Source organism: Mesorhizobium sp. WSM4898, assembly GCF_029625845.1.
Lineage (GTDB): Bacteria > Pseudomonadota > Alphaproteobacteria > Rhizobiales > Rhizobiaceae > Mesorhizobium.
Window position 1 is genome coordinate 349,084 of sequence record NZ_JARTVQ010000001.1, and the last position, 19,217, is coordinate 368,300.

At 64.8% G+C, this 19,217-nt stretch carries 20 protein-coding genes; 8 read left to right on the forward strand and 12 right to left on the reverse strand.

Going from position 1 to position 19,217, the window contains the following annotated elements; all coding sequences use genetic code 11:
* Window positions 1-53: 53 nt before the first annotated feature.
* Both P9228_RS01780 and P9228_RS01785 read left to right on the forward strand, forming a co-directional pair.
* Entirely contained in the window at window positions 54-527 is a 474-nt protein-coding gene (locus P9228_RS01780; RefSeq protein ID WP_278052064.1) for a CYTH domain-containing protein, read from the forward strand.
* The gene (locus P9228_RS01785) at window positions 524-1,462 is read left to right on the forward strand and encodes a CHAD domain-containing protein (RefSeq protein ID WP_278052066.1); all 939 of its coding nucleotides are present in this window, start codon (window positions 524-526) and stop codon (window positions 1,460-1,462) included. Before P9228_RS01780 ends, P9228_RS01785 begins: the two co-directional genes overlap by 4 nt.
* 3 nt (window positions 1,463-1,465) lie before the next feature.
* Here the strand turns inward: P9228_RS01785 and P9228_RS01790 are convergent, their stop codons facing one another.
* Complete coding sequence (locus P9228_RS01790) at window positions 1,466-2,260, reverse strand: helix-turn-helix transcriptional regulator (protein ID WP_127324876.1); 795 nt, start codon at window positions 2,258-2,260, stop codon at window positions 1,466-1,468.
* Between the two features lie 112 nt (window positions 2,261-2,372).
* On the opposite strand from P9228_RS01790, the gene P9228_RS01795 reads away from it, so the two are divergent.
* Window positions 2,373-3,233, forward strand: a complete 861-nt coding sequence (locus P9228_RS01795; protein ID WP_127213833.1) for an ATP/GTP-binding protein — start codon at window positions 2,373-2,375, stop codon at window positions 3,231-3,233.
* Window positions 3,234-3,339: 106 nt separating this feature from the next.
* Window positions 3,340-4,269 (forward strand): DMT family transporter, encoded by a 930-nt coding sequence (locus P9228_RS01800; RefSeq protein ID WP_278052074.1) that lies wholly within the window; start codon window positions 3,340-3,342, stop codon window positions 4,267-4,269.
* Between the two features lie 14 nt (window positions 4,270-4,283).
* Here the strand turns inward: P9228_RS01800 and P9228_RS01805 are convergent, their stop codons facing one another.
* From P9228_RS01805 to P9228_RS01820, 4 genes are all read right to left on the reverse strand, one after another.
* Complete coding sequence (locus P9228_RS01805; protein WP_278052076.1) at window positions 4,284-5,993, reverse strand: SulP family inorganic anion transporter; 1,710 nt, start codon at window positions 5,991-5,993, stop codon at window positions 4,284-4,286.
* Window positions 5,994-6,072: 79 nt separating this feature from the next.
* Window positions 6,073-6,342 carry a helix-turn-helix transcriptional regulator gene (locus P9228_RS01810; protein WP_067003144.1) on the reverse strand — a complete coding sequence of 90 codons (270 nt, stop codon included), beginning with the start codon at window positions 6,340-6,342 and terminating at the stop codon, window positions 6,073-6,075.
* A gap of 94 nt (window positions 6,343-6,436) precedes the next feature.
* Complete coding sequence (locus P9228_RS01815; protein WP_278052080.1) at window positions 6,437-7,138, reverse strand: phosphatase PAP2 family protein; 702 nt, start codon at window positions 7,136-7,138, stop codon at window positions 6,437-6,439.
* A gap of 16 nt (window positions 7,139-7,154) precedes the next feature.
* The gene (locus P9228_RS01820) at window positions 7,155-7,493 is read right to left on the reverse strand and encodes a hypothetical protein (protein WP_067003308.1); all 339 of its coding nucleotides are present in this window, start codon (window positions 7,491-7,493) and stop codon (window positions 7,155-7,157) included.
* A gap of 347 nt (window positions 7,494-7,840) precedes the next feature.
* Between P9228_RS01820 and P9228_RS01825 the strand changes: the two genes are divergently transcribed.
* Window positions 7,841-9,835 carry a PhoX family phosphatase gene (locus tag P9228_RS01825; protein ID WP_278052082.1) on the forward strand — a complete coding sequence of 665 codons (1,995 nt, stop codon included), beginning with the start codon at window positions 7,841-7,843 and terminating at the stop codon, window positions 9,833-9,835.
* A 62-nt stretch (window positions 9,836-9,897) separates the two neighbouring features.
* Here the strand turns inward: P9228_RS01825 and P9228_RS01830 are convergent, their stop codons facing one another.
* A complete protein-coding gene (locus tag P9228_RS01830) occupies window positions 9,898-10,578 on the reverse strand; it encodes a GNAT family N-acetyltransferase (RefSeq protein WP_278052083.1) in 681 nt (226 codons plus the stop codon).
* Window positions 10,575-11,081, reverse strand: coding sequence for a MarR family transcriptional regulator (locus tag P9228_RS01835; protein ID WP_278052084.1), 507 nt, complete (start codon window positions 11,079-11,081; stop codon window positions 10,575-10,577). Before P9228_RS01835 ends, P9228_RS01830 begins: the two co-directional genes overlap by 4 nt.
* A gap of 235 nt (window positions 11,082-11,316) precedes the next feature.
* Between P9228_RS01835 and P9228_RS01840 the strand changes: the two genes are divergently transcribed.
* Entirely contained in the window at window positions 11,317-12,354 is a 1,038-nt protein-coding gene (locus P9228_RS01840) for a phosphatidylglycerol lysyltransferase domain-containing protein (RefSeq protein ID WP_127403354.1), read from the forward strand.
* Between the two features lie 15 nt (window positions 12,355-12,369).
* On the opposite strand, the gene P9228_RS01845 is transcribed toward P9228_RS01840, so the two are convergent.
* Together P9228_RS01845 and P9228_RS01850 are read right to left on the reverse strand one after the other, a co-directional pair.
* Complete coding sequence (locus P9228_RS01845; protein ID WP_067003307.1) at window positions 12,370-13,131, reverse strand: ABC transporter permease; 762 nt, start codon at window positions 13,129-13,131, stop codon at window positions 12,370-12,372.
* Window positions 13,132-13,145: 14 nt separating this feature from the next.
* Window positions 13,146-14,072, reverse strand: a complete 927-nt coding sequence (locus P9228_RS01850) for an ABC transporter ATP-binding protein (protein WP_095825060.1) — start codon at window positions 14,070-14,072, stop codon at window positions 13,146-13,148.
* A 262-nt stretch (window positions 14,073-14,334) separates the two neighbouring features.
* Between P9228_RS01850 and P9228_RS01855 the strand changes: the two genes are divergently transcribed.
* Both P9228_RS01855 and P9228_RS01860 read left to right on the forward strand, forming a co-directional pair.
* Entirely contained in the window at window positions 14,335-15,696 is a 1,362-nt protein-coding gene (locus tag P9228_RS01855; protein ID WP_278052085.1) for a cytochrome ubiquinol oxidase subunit I, read from the forward strand.
* A gap of 187 nt (window positions 15,697-15,883) precedes the next feature.
* Entirely contained in the window at window positions 15,884-16,888 is a 1,005-nt protein-coding gene (locus P9228_RS01860) for a cytochrome d ubiquinol oxidase subunit II (protein WP_067323390.1), read from the forward strand.
* A gap of 194 nt (window positions 16,889-17,082) precedes the next feature.
* Here P9228_RS01860 and msrA read toward each other — a convergent pair whose 3' ends face one another.
* The 3 genes from msrA to P9228_RS01875 form a co-directional block, all read right to left on the reverse strand.
* Window positions 17,083-17,811: a peptide-methionine (S)-S-oxide reductase MsrA gene (gene msrA, locus P9228_RS01865; protein WP_278052086.1), complete on the reverse strand. Its 729-nt coding sequence runs from the start codon at window positions 17,809-17,811 to the stop codon at window positions 17,083-17,085.
* A gap of 119 nt (window positions 17,812-17,930) precedes the next feature.
* Complete coding sequence (locus tag P9228_RS01870; protein ID WP_278052087.1) at window positions 17,931-18,218, reverse strand: hypothetical protein; 288 nt, start codon at window positions 18,216-18,218, stop codon at window positions 17,931-17,933.
* An 84-nt stretch (window positions 18,219-18,302) separates the two neighbouring features.
* Complete coding sequence (locus P9228_RS01875) at window positions 18,303-19,004, reverse strand: DUF1223 domain-containing protein (RefSeq protein ID WP_278052088.1); 702 nt, start codon at window positions 19,002-19,004, stop codon at window positions 18,303-18,305.
* Window positions 19,005-19,217: the final 213 nt, after the last annotated feature.

The window sequence follows — 19,217 nt, forward strand, 5'->3', positions numbered from 1 at the left end:
TGAATTCCAACGCGGCTTGCCATCTTCCTGCGGGCGGGCTTTAGTGCGCGGCCATGGGCAAGGAAGTCGAGCGCAAGTTCCTGGTCGCTGATCCCGCCTGGCGCAGCCTGGTCGAGGCGCATATCCGCATTCGTCAGTTCTACGTCGCCGCGCAGCCTGGACGCACGGTTCGCGTACGCATCAGCGACGGAGGCTCCGCCGCGCTGACGCTGAAGTTCGGCAACAAGACGCGCGAGCGCGACGAATTCGAATATCCGATCCCGCTCGCCGAGGCCGAGGAATTGATGGCCTTCGCGATCGGGCGTGTCATCGAGAAGACACGTCACCATGTTAGGCACCGCGGCTATCTCTATGAAGTCGATGTGTTCGGCGGAGTGCTCTCGGGGCTGGTGGTCGCGGAGTTGGAGACGCCGGAGGACGTGCCTGACGAAATGCTGCCCGACTGGCTCGGTCGCGAGGTCACCGGTGAGTCGAGGTTTTACAACGCGTCGCTGGCCCTCGGCGGGATTCCGGAGATAGCCGCATGAGCTTTCGCATCGATCCGCGCTTGCCGCTGACCGGCGAGGTCAGGCGCATATTGGCTGACGAGATCGGCAAGGCGCTTGGCCAACTCGAGACGGCGCGCGACAAGCCGGAGCAGGGACTGCACAAGTGCCGTAAGCGGCTTAAGGGCGTGCGCGCCTTGTTGCGCCTGGTTCGTTCCGGAGACGAACCGTTCTGCCAGACCGAGAACGAATGCTACAAGCAGGTGTCGGCGCTGCTTGCCGGCCCGCGCGAGGCGACCGCTCTCATCGAGACCATCGACCGTCTGGGCTCCGCTTTTCCGGATGAAACCGCGGCCGGCGAGCTCGAACCCGTCCGCGAGCGGCTGGTGCTGCGCCAGCACGAGCTCCATGCCGGCCCCGGTCTCGACGCTGCCATAAACGCCGCGGTCGCTGCCTGCCGGGAAGGGCTGGAGCGTATCGACAGGCTGTCGCTCCCCGATCAGCCCGAGCAGGCGGCCGACATACTGGCCGAAGGCGCCCGCGCCGCCTTGCGGCGGGCGAAAAAGGCGCTGGATAAGGCGAGCTCGCGCGGCGAGGCCGATGACTTTCACGACCTGCGCAAGGCGTGCAAGACGCATTCGATGCATCTGTCGCTGCTCGGCCGCCTGTGGCCGGCGCCGATCAAGGCGCGCCGCAAGGCGGTTGACAAGCTTGGCGAACGGCTGGGCGAGCTGCATGACGTCTTCGTCATGCGCGCGCTGCTCGTCGCCGCTGGCGAGCCGCTCGGTCCGCCCGAAGACACCAGGCTTCTGCGCAAGCTGCTGAAGCGTGCGGAAAAAAGCCTCAGCAAGACCTGTCTTGCCGATGCCGCCGAATTGTTCGGCGACAGCCCCAAGCGGTCGGCCAGAAAGCTCGCGCGCAAGGCTCGCGACGACCTCGCGCCGCCGCATGAGGAAGCCGGCCCGGTCGCGGCCTGACGCCTATGCCGGCAGCGGCCGCCTTGCTTTCGCCCCGGCATCCGTCCGAGCGCCGGCATCGCGCGGATGCGGCCCGATCGGCATGATCGCCGGAAACGGCGTCGCGCCGAAGGCGAAGGTCCATTTGTAGCCGATGAGCTGCTCTTCCGGCGTGGTGTGCTGGTCGTGATGGGCAAGCAGCCTGGCACGCTCCGCCAAGTCCTCCGCCTCGCGCCGCACCATCTCCGCCGTTTCCGGCCGCATGCGCCGCGAGAAGCTGACGAAGGTCGCTTCGCGTTCCAGATGGGTTATCGCCCAGCCGACAAAATTCTTGTTGGTCGTCTCGAAATGCGGCCGCAGCGGACCCTCGAAATCCCACTGGATCGGTGTCTCGACCAGCAATCTTGCCGACAGGCCGCGCCCGAGCGCCACCAGCCCAAGCTCTTCCAGGTCGCGCAGGTAGAGGAACATAGATGCTTCGCTGAGACCCTGTGAGCGCATGATGCCTTCTGGCGTGAATTTTTCGGACAGCATGATGAAGACGAAGAGCAGCGCCGGCCGCGCGGCGAGCTTCCGCTCGATCTCCGGCGCGACGTGGTTGGCCGGTCCCGGTCCCCGGTTCATCGAGCCCAGCACATTCTCCAGTTCCACGTCCGCAGCGGCGCAGATTTGTATCAGCCGATCGAGCTTGCAGTTGCGCTCATGAAAGATGCGCTTCACTGTCGGCTCGGAAACGCCCATGCGCTCGGCCAGCGCCCGGTAGGTCAGGCCCTTGGCCTTCAATGTCCGTTTCAGCGCCTCGAAGATCGGCCCGTTCATGGAATGCACCTCGTTTGCGCGAATTCGTATCGCTCCTCGATACTACGCTCGAACTGGCTTCCGGAAAAGTATCGAAAAACCTAGCTCTTGGCCGTCAACACAGGAGAGCATCATGAAAAACCTCATCGCTTCGACCTTTCTCGCCATCGCCGGCATCGCAACGGCTGCCACCGCCGAGGCCGGCGAGATCTGGCGCGCCGGCGGCTTCGAGCAGCCGGAATCGGCGCTGGTCGATGCCGCCAACAAGCGCATCGTCGTCTCCAACATCGTCGGCAATCCGGGCGAAGCTGATGGCAACGGCTATTTGTCGCTGCTGTCGCTGGACGGCAAGGTCATCAGCCGCCATTGGGTGGACGGCATGGACGCGCCCAAGGGCATGGCGATTGCCGGCGGCAAGCTCTACGCCGCCGACATCACCAAGGTCCGCGTCGTCGACCTCGCCAGCGGCAAGCTGGTCTCTACCATCGATGTGCCCGGCGCCGTCTTCCTCAACGACATGACCGCCGATGCCTCGGGCAAGGTCTATTTTACCGATATGCTCGCCGACACGATCTACCGTATCGACGGCGACAAACCGGAGCTGTTCATCAAGGATGCGCTGCTCGCCTCGCCCAATGGCGTCTTCGCCGATGGCGACCGGCTGATCGTCGCGTCCTGGGGCAGGGGCATCAAGCCCGATTTCAGCACGGCGGCGCCGGGCGGCCTGCTGGCCGTCGACCTCGCCAGCAAGAAGGTGACGCCGCTGCCGGGCGCGCAAAACTTTGCCGACCTCGACGGCGTCATCGCCATCGGCGACACGATCTATGCCACCGCCTACATGACCGGCACGCTCTATCGCTACAAGGGCGGCGGCGCGCCGGAAGCGATCGCCACTTTCAAGCCGGGCAGCGCCGATATCGGCACCGACGGCAACTCGACCATCTATGTTCCGCTGATGAACGAAGGCGCGGTCGCGGCGCTGAAGCTCGACTGAGGACGATTGCGGCGGGAACGAGGTCGATCGGGGCTGGACCGCCATATCGACGCGGCTGCCATCTGGTTCAGCCGCTCGCTCCGGGATATCCGGCAGCAACCGTCACATGGGCCAAGCCGTGAAGACATCCAGCCTGACCGGCGCCGCCGTGTCGCCAATGGTCCCGGTGCTCGTATGCGCACTGGCGATCTTCCTTTTGTCCGGGATGGACGCGGCGATGAAGTCCCTGGTCATCGCGGTCGGTGTGTACAACACGGTGCTGTGGCGCAGCCTGGTCTCGACCTTGATCGCGGGCGCGGCCTGGTCGGCGGGGCCGCGCTCGAAGCCGGCTCTTCCGGTGCTGGGGCTGCATGCGCTGCGCGCCGCGGTCGTCGGCATCGTCCTGGTTTCGTTCTTTTGGGGTCTCGCCAGATTGCCGCTCGCCGAGGCGATCGGGCTCAGCTTTGTCGCGCCCCTGTTTGCGCTTTTTCTCGCAGCCTTGTTGCTGGGCGAGAGAATCCGGCGCCAGGCGGTGTGGGCGTCGCTGGCCGGCATCGCCGGCGTCGCGATCATTCTGGCCGGCCAGTTCGGGCAGGCCGGCCACTCGCAGGATGCGCTCCTGGGCACGGCCGCGGTGCTCGTATCGACTGTGTTCTATGGCTACAATCTGATCCTCGCGCGGCGGCAGGCGCTGTTGGCCAAGCCGGTCGAGATCATGCTGTTCCAGAACCTCTGCATCGCGGTCATCCTTGGTCTCGCCGCGCCGTGGCTCGCCGTCGCGCTGCCGAGTGACCTGTGGCTTCACCTGGTCGGGGTGGCGATGCTGTCGCTTGCCGGCCAATTCCTGATGAGTTGGGCCTACGCCCGCGCCGAAGCGCAATATCTCATCCCGACGGAATACTCGGCCTTCATCTGGGCGATCGCGCTCGGCTGGTTCTTCTTCGGCGAGGAGGTGGCCTGGACCACGCTGACCGGGGCTTGCCTGATCGTCGCCGGCTGCCTGATCGCGGCGCGCGCCAACCCGAAACTTGCCGAGCCGATCGAAGCGGCAGTTTGAGAGAACATGTCGCTCTACGCGGACTGCGATTGTGCTTTCAGCTGCGCCCGCGCGTCGCGAATCGAGGCGGCATAGGTGACCAGCGGCCGCTTGAGGCCGTGGTTGATCAGCATGCGCCTTGTCTGCGGCGCGGCACCCGCGATGATGAAGCGCACGCCGGCGCTTCCGGCCTTGTGCGCGGCGCCCTCGAGGACGTTTGCCGCCGTCGAGTCGAGGAACGGCACCGCCGAGCAATCGAGGATGAAATTCTTGCGCTGGTCTGCGATGCGGTCGAGCACGGCGCCGACGGTCGAGGCGGCACCGAAGAAGAAGGCCCCGGAGATTCGATAGATGACGGTATCGGCGTCGGCCGCCTGGCTTGAATCATAAGTGGCGGCGCGATCGGCGACGTCCTCCGGCACCAGCGGCAGATCGGCCTCGACGGCGATGGACTTGGCCATGCGATCGATGAACAGGATCGACCCGAGCGCGAAGCCGACGACGATGCCTTCCGTCAGATCGCGGAAGATGACGATCAGGAACGTCGCCATCAGCACCAGCGCGTCGCCACGCGAGGCTCTGAGCAGCGTGAGGAAAGCCTGCTTCTCGAACATGTTCCAGCACACGACGGCGAGTACGCCGGCCAATGCGGCGAGCGGGATGTAGCTGGCCAAGGGCGCCGCCGCCAGCATCAGGACAAGCAGGATCGCCGAATGCAGCATGCCGGAGACGGGGCCATGCGCGCCGGCCCTCACGTTGGTGGCCGTGCGAGCGATCGTGCCGGTGGCACATATGCCGCCGAACAAGGCTGACGCGATGTTGGCGAAGCCTTGCGCCACCAGTTCGCAATTGGAGCGGTGCCGCCTTCCGCTCATGCCGTCTGCGACCACGGCCGAGAGCAGCGACTCGATCGCTCCGAGCAGCGCGAAGGCGATCGCGTCCGGCAGCACGTGGATCATCCTCTCCAAGCTGACCGGCGGCAGGGCTGGCCATTGCAGGTTCCGCGGGATGCCGCCATACCTCGTGCCGATCGTTTCCGCAGGCAGGGCGAACAGCGCCACGACCAGCGAGGCGACGCCGATGGCGATCAGCATCGCGGGCCATCTCGGCTGCCAGCGCCGCAAAAAGACAATGGTTAGGACAGTCAGCATCGCCACGAAGGTCGCGGCCGGACTGATCGTGCCGATCGCCTCGCCGATCACGGTCAGCTTCGGCACCAGCGGCCCGGGCTCCTTGCCGCCGAGTTTCAGCCCGAGCAGTTCGACGATCTGCCCGGAGAAGATGATGACCGCGATCCCGGCGGTAAAGCCGACGGTCACGGGATAGGGAATGAACTTGATGTAGGTGCCAAGCCTGAGGTAGCCGATGGCGAGCAGGAAGACGCCCGCCATCATCGTTGCGAGCAGCAGCCCGTCGACGCCGACGCGCGCCACCGTCGCCGCTACCAGCACGATGAAGGCGCCGGCCGGACCGCCGACCTGGAAGCGGCTGCCGCCAAGCGCGGAGATGATGAAGCCGCCAACGATCGAGGTGTAGAGGCCTCGCTCCGGCGTCACGCCGGACGCGATGGCGATCGCCATGCACAACGGCAGCGCCACGATGGCCACCGTCAACCCCGCGACGGCGTCAGCCCTGAAATGCGCCAGCGTGTAGCCTTCGCGCAGCACCGTGACCAGCTTGGGCGTGAACAGCTCGGCAAAGGACGGCCGCGCCTGGGGGTGGATTGACCGCCGGACCTGATCCATGGACTGCCTTCCGCTCCGTAAGGGCGGCGGGATCGTCGGCAGGGCTGTCGGCGGTCGCCGTCGCGACTTCTTGTGCGGCTCAGCCTTGGGAGTTCTGCGGCGTGGCAGGCTTGAGACGCACGCCCCTGCCGCCGCGCTCGCTGGCCTGGTTCTCGCCGATCAGCTCCACCCCGGCCTCGTCGAGTGCCTGGATGACCTTCATCAGCGTATCGACCACGCCTCTGACGACACCTTCACTCGCTTCCATGCGTTGGATGGTCGGAAGCGAAACCCCGGCGCGCTCGGCGAGCGTTTTCTGGTCGATACCGGCCAACGCCCTCGCGGCGCGCATCTGCGCGGCAGTGATCATCGGCCAGAACCCCTGTCTGAGTCTGCAGTATCAATGGATAATCCAAAGATCATGATGTTTCAAGCATCATAACAAACAGTTGAAACATGAGTACTCATTCGCTGTCCGCCACCACTTTGCGCCGCTGCAGCAGGCGCGCTGCAACCCAGCACAACATGGCCCAGGCAAAGCCGGCGCACCAGCCGGCAAGCACGTCGGACGGCCAATGCACGCCGAGATAGACGCGGCTGGTTCCGACCAGCACCGTGGTGAGCACGGCGAGGCCGAGCACGAAGATCTTCGTCCTGCGGTTCGGTAGGAAACGCGCGGCGAGCGAGCCCAGCGTGAGATAGGTCACCGCCGACAGCATCGCATGGCCGCTCGGAAAGGAGAGCGAGGTCTCGTTGACGAGATGCGAGACGAGATCGGGGCGGGGCCGGTCGACCTCGAACTTGAGCAGGCTGGACGCCGCCTGACCGCCCGCCACCGAAACGAACACGAACAGTGCGGTCGCCGGTCGGCGCATCAGCAGAAAATAGACGATCACCGCAGTCGTGATCAGCACCAGCACGCTGGTGCTGCCGAGCGCGGTGATATCGCGCACCGCGCCTTGCAGCCAAAGCGGACCGATCGGGCTGTCCGGCTGCCCGGCATGGCGGAAGGCGAGCAGGATTTCCGTGTCCAACGCATGCGGAGTCGTGGCGCGCGCCACGCCCATGAGTTCCACCAGGCCCCATAGCCCGCAGGCGATGGCCAGCCCGGCCGCAAGCACCGGGAATTCTATTCTGTTGAGCAGCGCCTTGGCGGTCGATTTCATGCCGGGCCTGCTCCAATTACAGCCGCTGCATATAGGGTCCGAGCGTGATCAGCGCGACGGCCGCGATCGCCAGCACGACGCCTGTCGCTTGGAAAGTGTTGAGGCGCTCTCCAAAGAAGACCAGCGCCACGACATTGACTGAGACCAGCTGGATCACTGCCGACAGGCTGAACGACACCGACATGCCGAATTCGCGGATCAGCCTGAGCATGATCAGATTGCCGGCGGAATAGAGCGCCAGCGTCAGCACGATCTTGCCGAGACTCGGCGCCAATCCCCATTGTTTGGCCGCCATCGCGGCCAGCAGGAAAATCACAGTCGAAACGCCAAGCTGCGCCAGTCCCCAGAGACTCACGTTCATCCCTCCCGAAGCGGCCTTCGCCGCGCCGCTCGCCGCTTTTGTTTCCGAAGCGCGCGAAGCCGTCAAGCTGATGGCGTCGGGCAAGCTACGCTGCGACGGGATCGAAGGCGGAATCTCGCAAGGCAAGCCCCGCAGCCATGGTTGGCGTCCTTGCGCCGAGCGCGCTCGGGAGTCTGCTCGCCGTGTGGCGTGGGCCTCGTGTGGCGCCAATGCGTGGGCGAACAGTCATCAGCCGGCAAATTGGCATTGCTCAATGGGGCTGATGTCACGAAAATGTGATCGGCCGCCTATAGGGATCGACCGGTTACCCGTTCCAGCCACCTCAAGAGCCAGAGGAGCCCATGACCCAACCTGAGATCCGCTTCCGTACCAGCCAGCTCGAGGAGAATGACGGCCCGCCCGTCAATCCTACCGACAACCGCACGATGGGCGAGATCATCGCCGCGCGCTTCTCGCGCCGCGACTTCCTCAAGGGCTCGCTGGCTGTCTCGGCCATCGCCGCCACCGTGAGCCCGCTGGCGCTCGTCGCGGCAGACGAGGCGCGCGCCGCCGAGGCCTCGGCCTTCAAATTCGACGAGCTCGAGGCCGGCATCGACGACAAGCACCACGTCGCGCCGGGCTACGATGCCGACGTGCTCTTGCGCTGGGGCGACCCGCTCTTTACCGATTCGCCGGAATTCGACCCGGCAAAACAATCGGCCGAAGCCCAGGCAAGACAGTTCGGCTACAACAACGACTATATCGGTTATATCCCGATCGACGGCTCGGCCGAGCATGGCCTGCTGGTCGTCAACCACGAATACACCAACCCGCATCTGATGTTCCCCGGCATCGTCAAGATCGTCGACAAGGACGGCAAGAAGGCCGCCGAGGTGGCGCCGCTCAGCAAGGAGCACGTCGATGTCGAGATGGCGGCGCACGGCGGCAGCATCGTCGAGATCCGCAAGGAGGGCGGCAAATGGCAGGTGGTGCGTGACGGCAAGCTCAACCGCCGCATCATGTCCACCACCGAAATGGCGCTGTCCGGTCCGGTAGCCGGCCATGATCGCGTCAAGACCAATGCCGACCCGTCTGGCACCAAGGTCTTCGGCACCCTCAACAACTGTGCCGGCGGCGTCACGCCCTGGGGCACCTATGTGATGGCCGAGGAGAACATCCACGGCTATTTCTCGGGCGAGCTGCCGGAAGGCCACAAGGAGGCCGCCAACTACAAGCGTCTCGGCATTCCGGAGGGCGCCTATGAATGGGGCGCGCATTACGATCGCTTCAACCTCGCCAAGGAACCGAACGAGCCCAACCGCTTCGGCTGGGTCGTCGAGGTCGACGTCAATGACCCCAATTCGGTGCCGAGGAAGCGAACCGCCATGGGTCGCTTCAAGCATGAAGGCGCCGAATCGATCGTGACCAAGGATGGCCGCGTCGTCTTCTATCTCGGCGACGACGAGCGCTTCGACTATGTCTACAAATTCGTCACCAAAGGCACGTTCAATCCGAACGACCGCGCCGCCAACATGAACCTGCTCGACGAGGGCACACTGCATGTCGCCAAATTCGCCGAGGACGGCTCGGTCGAATGGATGCCGATCGTGTTCGGCGAAGGTCCGCTGACGGCGGAAAACGGTTTCGCCAGCCAGGCCGACGTTCTGATCGAGACGCGTCGCGCCGCCGACCTGCTCGGCGCCACCAAGATGGACCGGCCGGAAGACATCCAGCCCAATGCCGGCAACGGCAAGGTCTATGTCATGCTGACCAACAATTCCAAGCGCAAGGCCGACCAGGTCGACGCCGCCAATCCGCGCGCGGCGAACGCCTTCGGCCACATCATCGAGATCGTCGAAGACGGCGGCGACTTCGCCGCCACCAAGGGCAAGTGGGAAGTGCTGCTGAAGTGCGGTGATCCTTCGGTGGCCGATGTCGGCGCCACCTTCTCGACTGCCACCACCGCCAATGGCTGGTTCGGCATGCCGGACAATTGTGCCGTCGACTCGGCCGGCCGCCTGTGGGTCGCGACCGACGGCCAGGGCCCGAAGGCCACCGGCCGTACCGACGGCCTGTGGGCGGTCGACACCGAGGGCGCGGCGCGGGCGACCTCAAAGCTGTTCTTCCGCGTGCCGATCGGCGCCGAGATGTGCGGCCCGCTATTCGCGCCGGATGACCAGACCGCCTTCGTCGCCGTCCAGCATCCGGGCGACGGCGGCGAGGACTGGGAAGCTTTTGGCCGCCCCTCCTATTACGAGGATCCATCGACCCGCTGGCCGGACTTCAAGCCGGACATGCCGGTGCGTCCGGCGGTCGTTGCCATCACCAAGCAGGGCGGCGGCAAGATCGCGGTCTGATTGGCGACTCGCTTAAGCAGGGGAAGGGTTGCGGTGATCCGCGACCCTTCCTCATCTTGCGATTACTCCACGCCTCGGACCACGGCCATGTTCAGGGTGGTTCTCAACCGGAAGCCGATGGCCTCGTAGAGGCCGATGGCTGGAGCATTGCTGTCATAGGCGTGCAGGTATGGAACCTCGCCCCGCGCCATGATCCGGTTCGCCACGAACAGCGACAGCAGCCTGGCAAGGCCGCCGCCGCGGAAATCCGGATGCGTGCACACGCCGCTGAGCTCGGAGTAGCCGGGCTGCTTCATGCGCTCGCCGGCCATCGCCGCGAGCCTGCCGTCGATCTTCACGCCCCAGAACTCGCCGAGGCTCAAGGCTTCGAGCGTGAACGGGCCGGGCTTGGTGAGCGATGCCAAAGCGAGCATCTCGGCCGCATCGTCCGGCGTCAGTCGCTGCACGCGCTCGTCGGAGACCGCCTCAAGCGGCTGCTCGGCAACCATCTGCACCAGGGACGCGGTCGAAACCGCGGCAAGTTCCGAAGGCAGAGCGATCGGGTCCGTCTGAACCAGGATGGCGCTTTCAAGCGGCGGGAGCAGCTTGCCCAGAGATTGCAGGCTTTCCGCATCGTCCGCGGCTGTGGCGGCGAAGGGAACGATCGAAGGCCGGTACCGCCTGGCGAGGGTATCGCCTTCCGCAAAGGCCTGGTGGCGCGTCGCCAACGCGCTCCAGATCGGACGGTCGAGAACATGTTTCATTGTGCGACGGCCTTGGGCGCCACTGCCTTGGCCTTTTCCGCCCGGCGGTCGAGCGGGGTCGCGGCCAGTCGATCCTCGATGGCGGCGATCTGGCCAAGCAGCGGCCCGGAGAGGTCCGCGCACAATTCCGCGACCGCGCCCTCGATGCGCGGCCAGACGTCTTGCTTCGCGGCGTCGACCAGCCGCTGGCCGTCCGCTGAGAGGGAGACGATCCGGCGCCGCTGGTCGTCATCCGATTGTGCGACCTCGACCAGGCCGAGCTCGGTGAGCAGCGACACGGCCCGCGTCACGCCCGGCTGCGCGATGCCGAGCGACTGCGCCAGTTCGCCGACCGGCAGCGGCCCCAGCCTATCGAGCGCGGCGAGCAGCGGATACTGACTCGACTGGATCCGCACATCCAGGCGATCGAGCACGCGCTGCGTGTCGGCCTGCAACTGCTCGCCAATGCGCTTCAGCCTGCTGCCGAGGCAGAGAAAGCCGAGGGACCTCAGAACATCTTCCATCGTCGAACTGCCGGAACACAACGGATAACATGATATATAACATTGCATGGAAATTGGCAATATGGTTTCACGATGCAGCCGGAGCGCCGGCTTTGGCCGATAGACATTCCCTCTTCATCCGCCGCCGATAGCATCCTATATGGCGCTGGCGCGACATGACCGATCCGTCGCGCCAAGGCGACTGATTCGAGGCCCGTGGGCTCCGGGTCCTTCTTCATCGGCATGCGGACGCTTGATGCCATCCCTGCGCATCCATATCGACAGGTTTCTTGACGGCGCGGCGCCCAAGGTGCCGCGGCGCGAGCTGTCGCATCTCGAGCGCCTGGCGCTGGTGCGGCGCCATGGCGACTTCTCGCTCGCCTATTCCACCGCCGTGCAGCAAAAGCTGTCCTACTTCAGCGAAGGCGATGGCTACATCGCATTCGGCACCAAGATGAAGCACCATTTCGCGCTTGGCGATCCGGTCGTCGATCCGCCGGACCGGCCAGGCTACATCAAGCGCTTCGTCGAGGCCGCCGGCGGCCCCTGGTTCGTTCAGATAAGCGCCGCCACGGCAAAGGTGCTGGCCGGGCTCGGTTATCAGATCAATCGGCTGGGCGTCGACACAAGGTTGCAGCTGCCGGCGCATGATTTCTCCGGCAAGCGCAACGAGACCGTGCGCTATTCGGAGCGCTGGCTGGCAAAGAAGGGCTTCACCTTCGCCGAGGACAGGGCCAACATGCTGCTCGACGAGGTTTCGCGGCTGTCCGAGAATTGGCGCGGCGAGCGCATCGTCAAACGTTGGGAGATGGGCTTCCTGAACCGCCCTTTCGCCGACCATCTCGGCGCCGACATGCGCCGCTTCGTCCTTCACGGCCCGCAGGGTGAGCTCGTCGCCATCCTCGATTTCGATCCGCTGTTCAGCAATGGCGAGGTCATCGGCTATACCACCGCCTTCAAGCGCAAGCAGGTCGACGCCACGCCGCATGCCGAGATCGGCCTGACCAAATTCGCCGTCGATCGCTTTCGCGAGGAGGGCGTTTCGGTGGTCACGCTTGGCCTGTCGCCGCTGCTCGACGTCGAGCCGAGCGGCTTTGCCGAATCGAGCTTCTGGCGCAGCACCTTCCGGCGCGCCTACGAGTCGCCCTGGGTCAACCGCTCGCGCTTCAACCTGCAGGGCCAGGCCGCCTTCAAGCGCCGCTTCCACGGGCTGGAGGAGCCGACTTACATTGCCTTCCGCAAGGGAACGCTGATGGAGATGCTTGGACTGCTGCGGCTGATCAAGGCGATTTGAAGCAAGCCCTGTTCGTCAATTCCTCAGCCGATACCCGGTCCTGAAAATCCACGCCACGATTGCGATGCAGGCGGCCAAAAACACCAGCGTCATGCCGAGACTGACGCCGACCGAGACGTCCGCTTTGCCGTAGAAACTCCAGCGGAACCCGCTGATCAGGTAGACGACCGGGTTGAACAGCGTGATCGTCTTCCAGATGCCGGGCAGCATATGGATCGAATAGAAGCTGCCGCCCAGAAAGGTGAGCGGCGTGACGATCAGCAGCGGCACCAGCTGCAGCTGCTCGAAGGTCTTGGCCCAGATGCCGATGATGAAGCCGAACAGGCTGAAGGTCACCGCCGTCAGCACCAGGAAGGCGATCATCCAGAACGGGTGCTCGATCCTGAGCGGCACGAACAGCGCCGCGGTCGCCAAGATGATCAGCCCGAGCATGATCGATTTGGTCGCCGCGCCCCCGACATAGGCGATGATGATCTCGAGATAGGAGACCGGCGCCGACAAGAGCTCGTAGATCGAGCCGACGAATTTCGGGAAATAGATCGCGAACGACGCGTTCGAGATCGACTGCGTCAAAAGCGAAAGCATCATCAGCCCCGGCACGATGAAAGCGCCGTAGCTGATGCCGTCGATCTCGGTGATGCGCGAGCCGATCGCCGAGCCGAAGACGACGAAATAGAGCGATGTCGAGATCACCGGCGAGACGATGCTCTGCAGCACCGTGCGGAACGCACGCGCCATCTCCATCCGGTAGATCGCCCACACTGCACGAAGGTTCATAGCCGCGTGGCGGTTCATGGCTCTTGCCTCAGCAGATTGACGAAGATCTCTTCGAGCGTGCTGTTTTTGGTATCGAGGTCGTGAAACTGAATGCCTGCGGCCTCGAGATCGCGGATCAGCGAGGCGACGCCCGGCCGGTCGCTCTGGCTGTCATAGGTGTAGGTGAGTTCGTTGCCGTCCGCCGACAGCTCCAGCGCATAGCGCGACAGGCCCTCGGGCAACGCGGCGAGCGGCGCGCGCAGCTCCAGCGTCATCTGCTTGCGGCCGAGCTTGCGCATCAGCTCGGCCTTGCCTTCGACCAGGATGATCTCGCCGCGGTTGATGACGCCGACCCGGTCGGCCATCGCTTCGGCCTCCTCGATGTAATGCGTCGTCAGAATGATGGTGACGCCGTCCTCGCGCAGCCGCCTGACCATCGCCCACATGTCCTGGCGCAGCTCGACGTCGACGCCCGCCGTCGGCTCGTCGAGGAACAGCACGCGCGGTTCGTGCGACAGCGCCTTGGCAATCATCAGCCGGCGCTTCATGCCACCCGATAGCGTGATGGCCTTGGCGTCCTTCTTGTCCCACAGCGAGAGATCGCGCAGCACCTTCTCGACGAAAGCCTTGTCGGGCGCCTTGCCGAACAGGCCGCGGCTGTAGTTCACCGTCGCCCAGACCGTCTCGAAGGCGTCGATGGTGAGCTCCTGCGGCACCAGCCCGATCAGGCTGCGCGCCGCGCGGTAGTCCCTGCCGATATCGTGACCATCGACGGTGACGCTGCCCGACGAGCGGTTGACGATTCCGCAGACGATCGAGATCAGCGTCGTCTTGCCGGCGCCGTTCGGCCCGAGCAGCGCGAAGATCTCGCCGCGCTCGATGTCGAGGTTGATTTCCTTCAGCGCCTTGAAACCGGTGGCATAGGTTTTCGTGACGCCGGAGATGGAGATGATGGGTGACATGCTGAAATATGGCCGGCTGGAAAACGTGACCTGATATAGGTCGGATGTCGTTTTATGCAAATCGGCAATCGACCGTGCTCCTGACAGTTCTCGACAGTCGCCGCCGCTCGCGGCCTCCAACAGCGCCGGCAAGCGGTCACGCGGTGCGTCTGTCCATGACCGCCCGACGCTGCGACAACGCGCCTCGCGTGACGCCGCGCCGCTTTGACCGATGCGCGTTCGAAGCCTATCCTTCAAGCCTGAATTGCAGCCGGAGCCCAGCATGGACCCGCTCATCCTGTCGCGCATCCAGTTCGGCGCGAATATCTCGTTCCATATTCTGTTTCCGGCGATCACCATTGCACTTGGCTGGGTGCTTCTCTTCTTCAAGCTCCGCTACAACGCGACCGGCGACTCGGCCTGGATGCGCGCGTATTTCACCTGGGTGAAGGTGTTCGCGCTGTCCTTCGCCATGGGTGTGGTGTCGGGCGTCACCATGAGCTTCCAGTTCGGCACCAACTGGCCGGGCTATATGGAAACGGTCGGCAACATCGCCGGGCCGCTCCTTGCCTATGAGGTGCTGACCGCCTTCTTTCTCGAGGCGGCCTTCCTCGGCATCATGCTGTTCGGCTTCCGCCGCGTCTCCAACCGCATTCACACCCTGGCGACCGTGCTGGTGGCGGGCGGCACCACGGTTTCCGCCTTCTGGATCATCGCGCTGAACTCCTGGATGCAGACACCGGCCGGCTTCGAGATGATCGACGGCAAGGCGCATGCCCTCGACTGGTGGGCGGTCATCTTCAATCCGTCCATGCCCTACCGCCTGGTCCACATGCTGCTCGCCTCCGGGCTCACGGTCTCGTTCCTGATCGCCGGCTGCTCGGCGCTGCGCTACCTTTATGGCGACCGCTCGGAATCGATGTGGAAGGCGCTGCGCACCGGCGTCTTCGCCGCCGCCATCCTGATTCCGATCCAGATCTTTGCCGGCGACCAGCACGGCTTGAACACGCTCGAGCACCAGCCGCAGAAAATCGCCGCCATGGAGGCGAACTGGAACACCGGCGCCCACGTGCCGCTGGTGCTGTTCGCGCTGCCCGACGAGGCGGCCAAGGAAAACAGGATCGAGCTCGCCATTCCCGACGGCGCCAGCCTCATCCTGCGCCACAGCACAAGCGGCGTCGTACCCGGCCTCAACGACTATCCGGGCAACCACCCGCCGGTCTTCCCGGTGTTCTGGGGTTTCCGCGTCATGGTCGGCACCGGCATCCTGATGCTCATCGTCTCCTGGTCGGCAGCCTTCTTTCTCAAGCGTCGCCGCAACCTGCCTAAGCCGCTGGCCCTGATCATGGTGCCGATGGCGCTCTCCGGCTGGCTGGCGACGCTGGCCGGCTGGTACACGACCGAGATCGGCCGCCAGCCCTGGCTGGTCACCGGGATATTGAAGACGGCCGATGCCGTCGGCCCGGTCGCCGGCAGCCATGTCGCGCTGACCCTGGCCGTCTATCTCATCCTCTATGTGCTGCTCTTGATCGCCTATCTCGGCGTGCTGGTGCATCTCGCGCTGAAGGCGGCCAAGGAAGGCGACACCTCGCCGTTGCCCGGCGTCATGAACGCCGCGATGTCGCAGCCGGCCGCCGGAGAGTGAACATGCAGGAGCAAGACAAGCGGTACGGTCGGTTCGATGCGGGCCTTTCTTCTGAGGTCGGCGCTGCCCCTGGCGTTGCGGCCGGCGGGGCGATGAGGGGCAGCGCCAACCTTCGCAATCGATCTGAGACAATTGCTTCAAACAGTATGGCCGTCTGTCGGACCAATCTCGGTTGGAGGAAAGAAAGATGACCTTCGACTGGCCCACCGCGCTTCCGCTGATCTTCGCCGGCCTGATGGGCCTCGCCATCCTGATCTACGTCATTCTCGACGGTTTCGATCTCGGCATCGGCATCCTGTTCGCAGGCGCCGAAGATGCCGAGCAGGACACGATGATCGCCGCGATCGGCCCGTTCTGGGACGCCAACGAGACCTGGCTGGTGCTGGCGGTCGGGCTCTTGCTGGTCGCCTTCCCGATGGCGCACGGCACCATCCTCACCGCGCTCTATATCCCGGTGTTCCTGCTGTTGGTCGGCTTGATCCTGCGCGGCGTTGCCTTCGATTTCCGCGCCAAGGTGCCGGCCGGCAAGAAGCACCGCTGGAACCGCATCTTCTTTCTCGGCTCCACCATGGCCTCGCTGGCGCAGGGCTATATGCTCGGCGTCTATGTGCTCGGCCTCGATGTCGGCATTGGCGGCATGGCCTTCGGCGCGCTGGTCGCGCTCTGCCTGTCGGCGGCCTACGCCGCCATGGGCTCGGCCTGGCTGATCTACAAGACCGAGGGCGACCTGCAAGGAAAGGCGGTGCGCTGGCTGCGCGTCACGCTGGTGCTGACGGCGCTCGGCATGGTCGCGGTCTCTTTGGCGACGCCCTTCGCCAGCCCGCGCATCTTCGACAGATGGTTCCTCTGGCCGGAGATCCTCTATCTGTCGCCGCTGCCGATCGTATCGGCGCTCTTGTTCCTGTGGCTGTGGCGGCAGACGTTTCATCTGCCCAAGCCCGACGACCGGCATGCGCTGCGGCCCTTCCTGACCCTGGCCGCCATCTTCGCGCTCGGTTTCGCCGGGCTCGCCTGGTCGTTCTATCCCTATGTCGTGCCCGACAAGCTGACGATCTGGCAGGCCGCCTCGGCGCCGGAGAGCCTGGCCTTTATCCTGGTCGGCACCGTCGTCGTGCTGCCGATCATTATTTTCTATTCGTTCTACGCCTATCGCGTGTTCGGCGGCAAGGCGACGGATCTGACCTACGATTGAGGAGAGGCGTTGGTGACGGCGTCTTTCTCCCCGTCACCATACGGGGAGAAATGCCCGGCAGGGCAATGAGGGGCAGCGCAAACCTGTCAAGCAGAGCGGCGGCCCGTTCCTGCAAATGCCGGCGCCGCCCCTCATCCGCCTGCCGGCACCTTCTCCCCGTATAGTGACGGGGAGAAGGCCTAAGATGGTCATCCTCAGCTTTTGCTACTTGCCAGCACCAGCACCGGCTTCTCGCTGTAGAGCGCGGGAAACAGCGCTTTCAAATTCTCGATCTTCGGCAGGTCGTTGTAGACGATATAAGGGTAGGTCGGGTTCAGCGTCAGGAAATCCTGATGGTAATCCTCGGCCGGATAGAAGGTCTTGCCCGTCTCAAGCGTCGTCACGATCGGCTTCGAAAACACCTTGGCCTTGTCGAGCTGGGCGATGTAGCTCTCGGCGATCTTCTTCTGCTCGTCGTTCTCGGCAAAGATGGTCGAGCGGTACTGCGTGCCCTGGTCCGGCCCCTGGTAGTTGAGCTGAGTCGGATTGTGCGCGACCGAGAAATAGACCTGCAGCAATTGGCCATAGGTGACCTTCGACGGATCGTAGGTGATCTCGACCGATTCCGCGTGGCCGGTGCGGCCGGTGCCGACGACCTCGTAGACGGCGTTCTCGGCGCTGCCGCCAGCGTAGCCGGAGACGGCCTTGCTGACGCCCTTGACGTGTTGGAACACGCCCTGCACGCCCCAGAAGCAGCCGCCGGCGAAGATCGCTTTCTCCCTGCCGCTGGCGGCCTTTTCATCCAAAACCGGCGGCGGGATCACCACCGCGTCCTCGGCCGAACGCGCCGGCGTCTGCCAGAAGACGGCCGCGGCCGCCGGCAGCACCAGCGCTGCAAGCGGGGCCAGCGAGCGCCGCGCCGCCTTTTTGTCGATGCCGTTCATGTCGGATCTCCTTGTTCGTTGTTCCACTATATACGAAGCAAGCCGCCGCTGGTTTCTCACTTTGCCGTGCGGCGGCTTATGGCCGATGGCGATTGTTGCCAAGAGACCGGGCCGCTGACTTATTGCGCCGGCGCCATCGCGTCGGCAGGCTTCATCGCATCCGCGGGCTTCATGGCATCCGTGGCGGGTTTCATCGCCTGGGTCGCCATCGCATCGGGCTTCATTTTATCCGCGGGCTTCATCGCGCCGGTCGGCATCATAGCATCGGTCGCCGGCTTCATCCTTTCCGTCGCCATCGCATTGGCTGGCTTCATCGCGTCGGTCGTGTCGTCGGCACGGGCGCCGGCAACGAACGCGGCAGCGGCAAGCGCGAAAGCCAGCGTCGGCAGCGTGAGGAATCTGGTCATGCTAGTTCTCCTTGGGTTTGGCGCGCAGATGCGGGCCTTTGGTTAAGCGTTGCCGCTCTGATGCGGCCCGCGCGAAAAGAAAAATCAGTTTGCCGCGGCGGCCAGGATCGGCCCGCCGTCCGGCGTCTGCACCAGCACTGCCGTGCTCAAGCCCCCGGGTGCCGTAGGCAGCGGCAGCGTCGTCGCCTCGCCGTTCCAGCGGCCGAGCCTCTGCAGCGAATGCACGACATTGGCATGCGGCAGCGTGCGTCCGGTGTTCTCGCCGCGCGCCACCGGCACCTCGACGACGCCGCGTGCGTAGCGCACCAGCCAGACATCGGCCGCGCCACCGGGCGCCGTGCCGGCGCCGATGCTCACCTTGCCGTCGCCGAGCGAGAGCGCCGGACCCTTGGCGTGCGGGGTTGTCGAGATCAGCCGCTCGATCTCGCCGGGCGCCGCACCGACGGCGTCGGCGCTGCCGTTCACCACCACCTGCGGCGTGAACGGCCCGTCATGGCCGAGCGGCGGCTCGTAGGCGACCTGGCGCTGGGTGAATTCCTGCCGGCCGAAAATGTCCTTCCAGCCGAGATAGTCCCAGTAGGTGACGTTGAAGGACAGCGCCAGCACGCCCGGCCGATCCTTGACCTTGATCAGATTGGCATTGGCCGGCGGGCAGGACGAGCAGCCCTGGCTGGTGAACAGCTCGACCACGGTAAGCGGCTCGGCGGAAGCGGCATCGAGCGTGGCGGCAAGCGCAGCAAATGTCGCGCCGGCAAGCAGGCCGATCCTTGTCTTCAATCCGGTCATGGGAAGCAGTCTCCGTAGCGGGGCAATGCTCCCATTTCGCCGCCGCGGAGGACTTCGTTACAGCTTCACCGGTTTGTGATTGAGAGGCGCCTTCCCCTTCTCCCCTTGTGGGAGAAGGTGGATCGGCGCGCAGCGCCGAGACGAATGAGGGGCGCTCCAGCGGAGTGAGACGCTCGCGAGCGCGTCTGCTAGATTCTTGTCTAGACTTAAGGC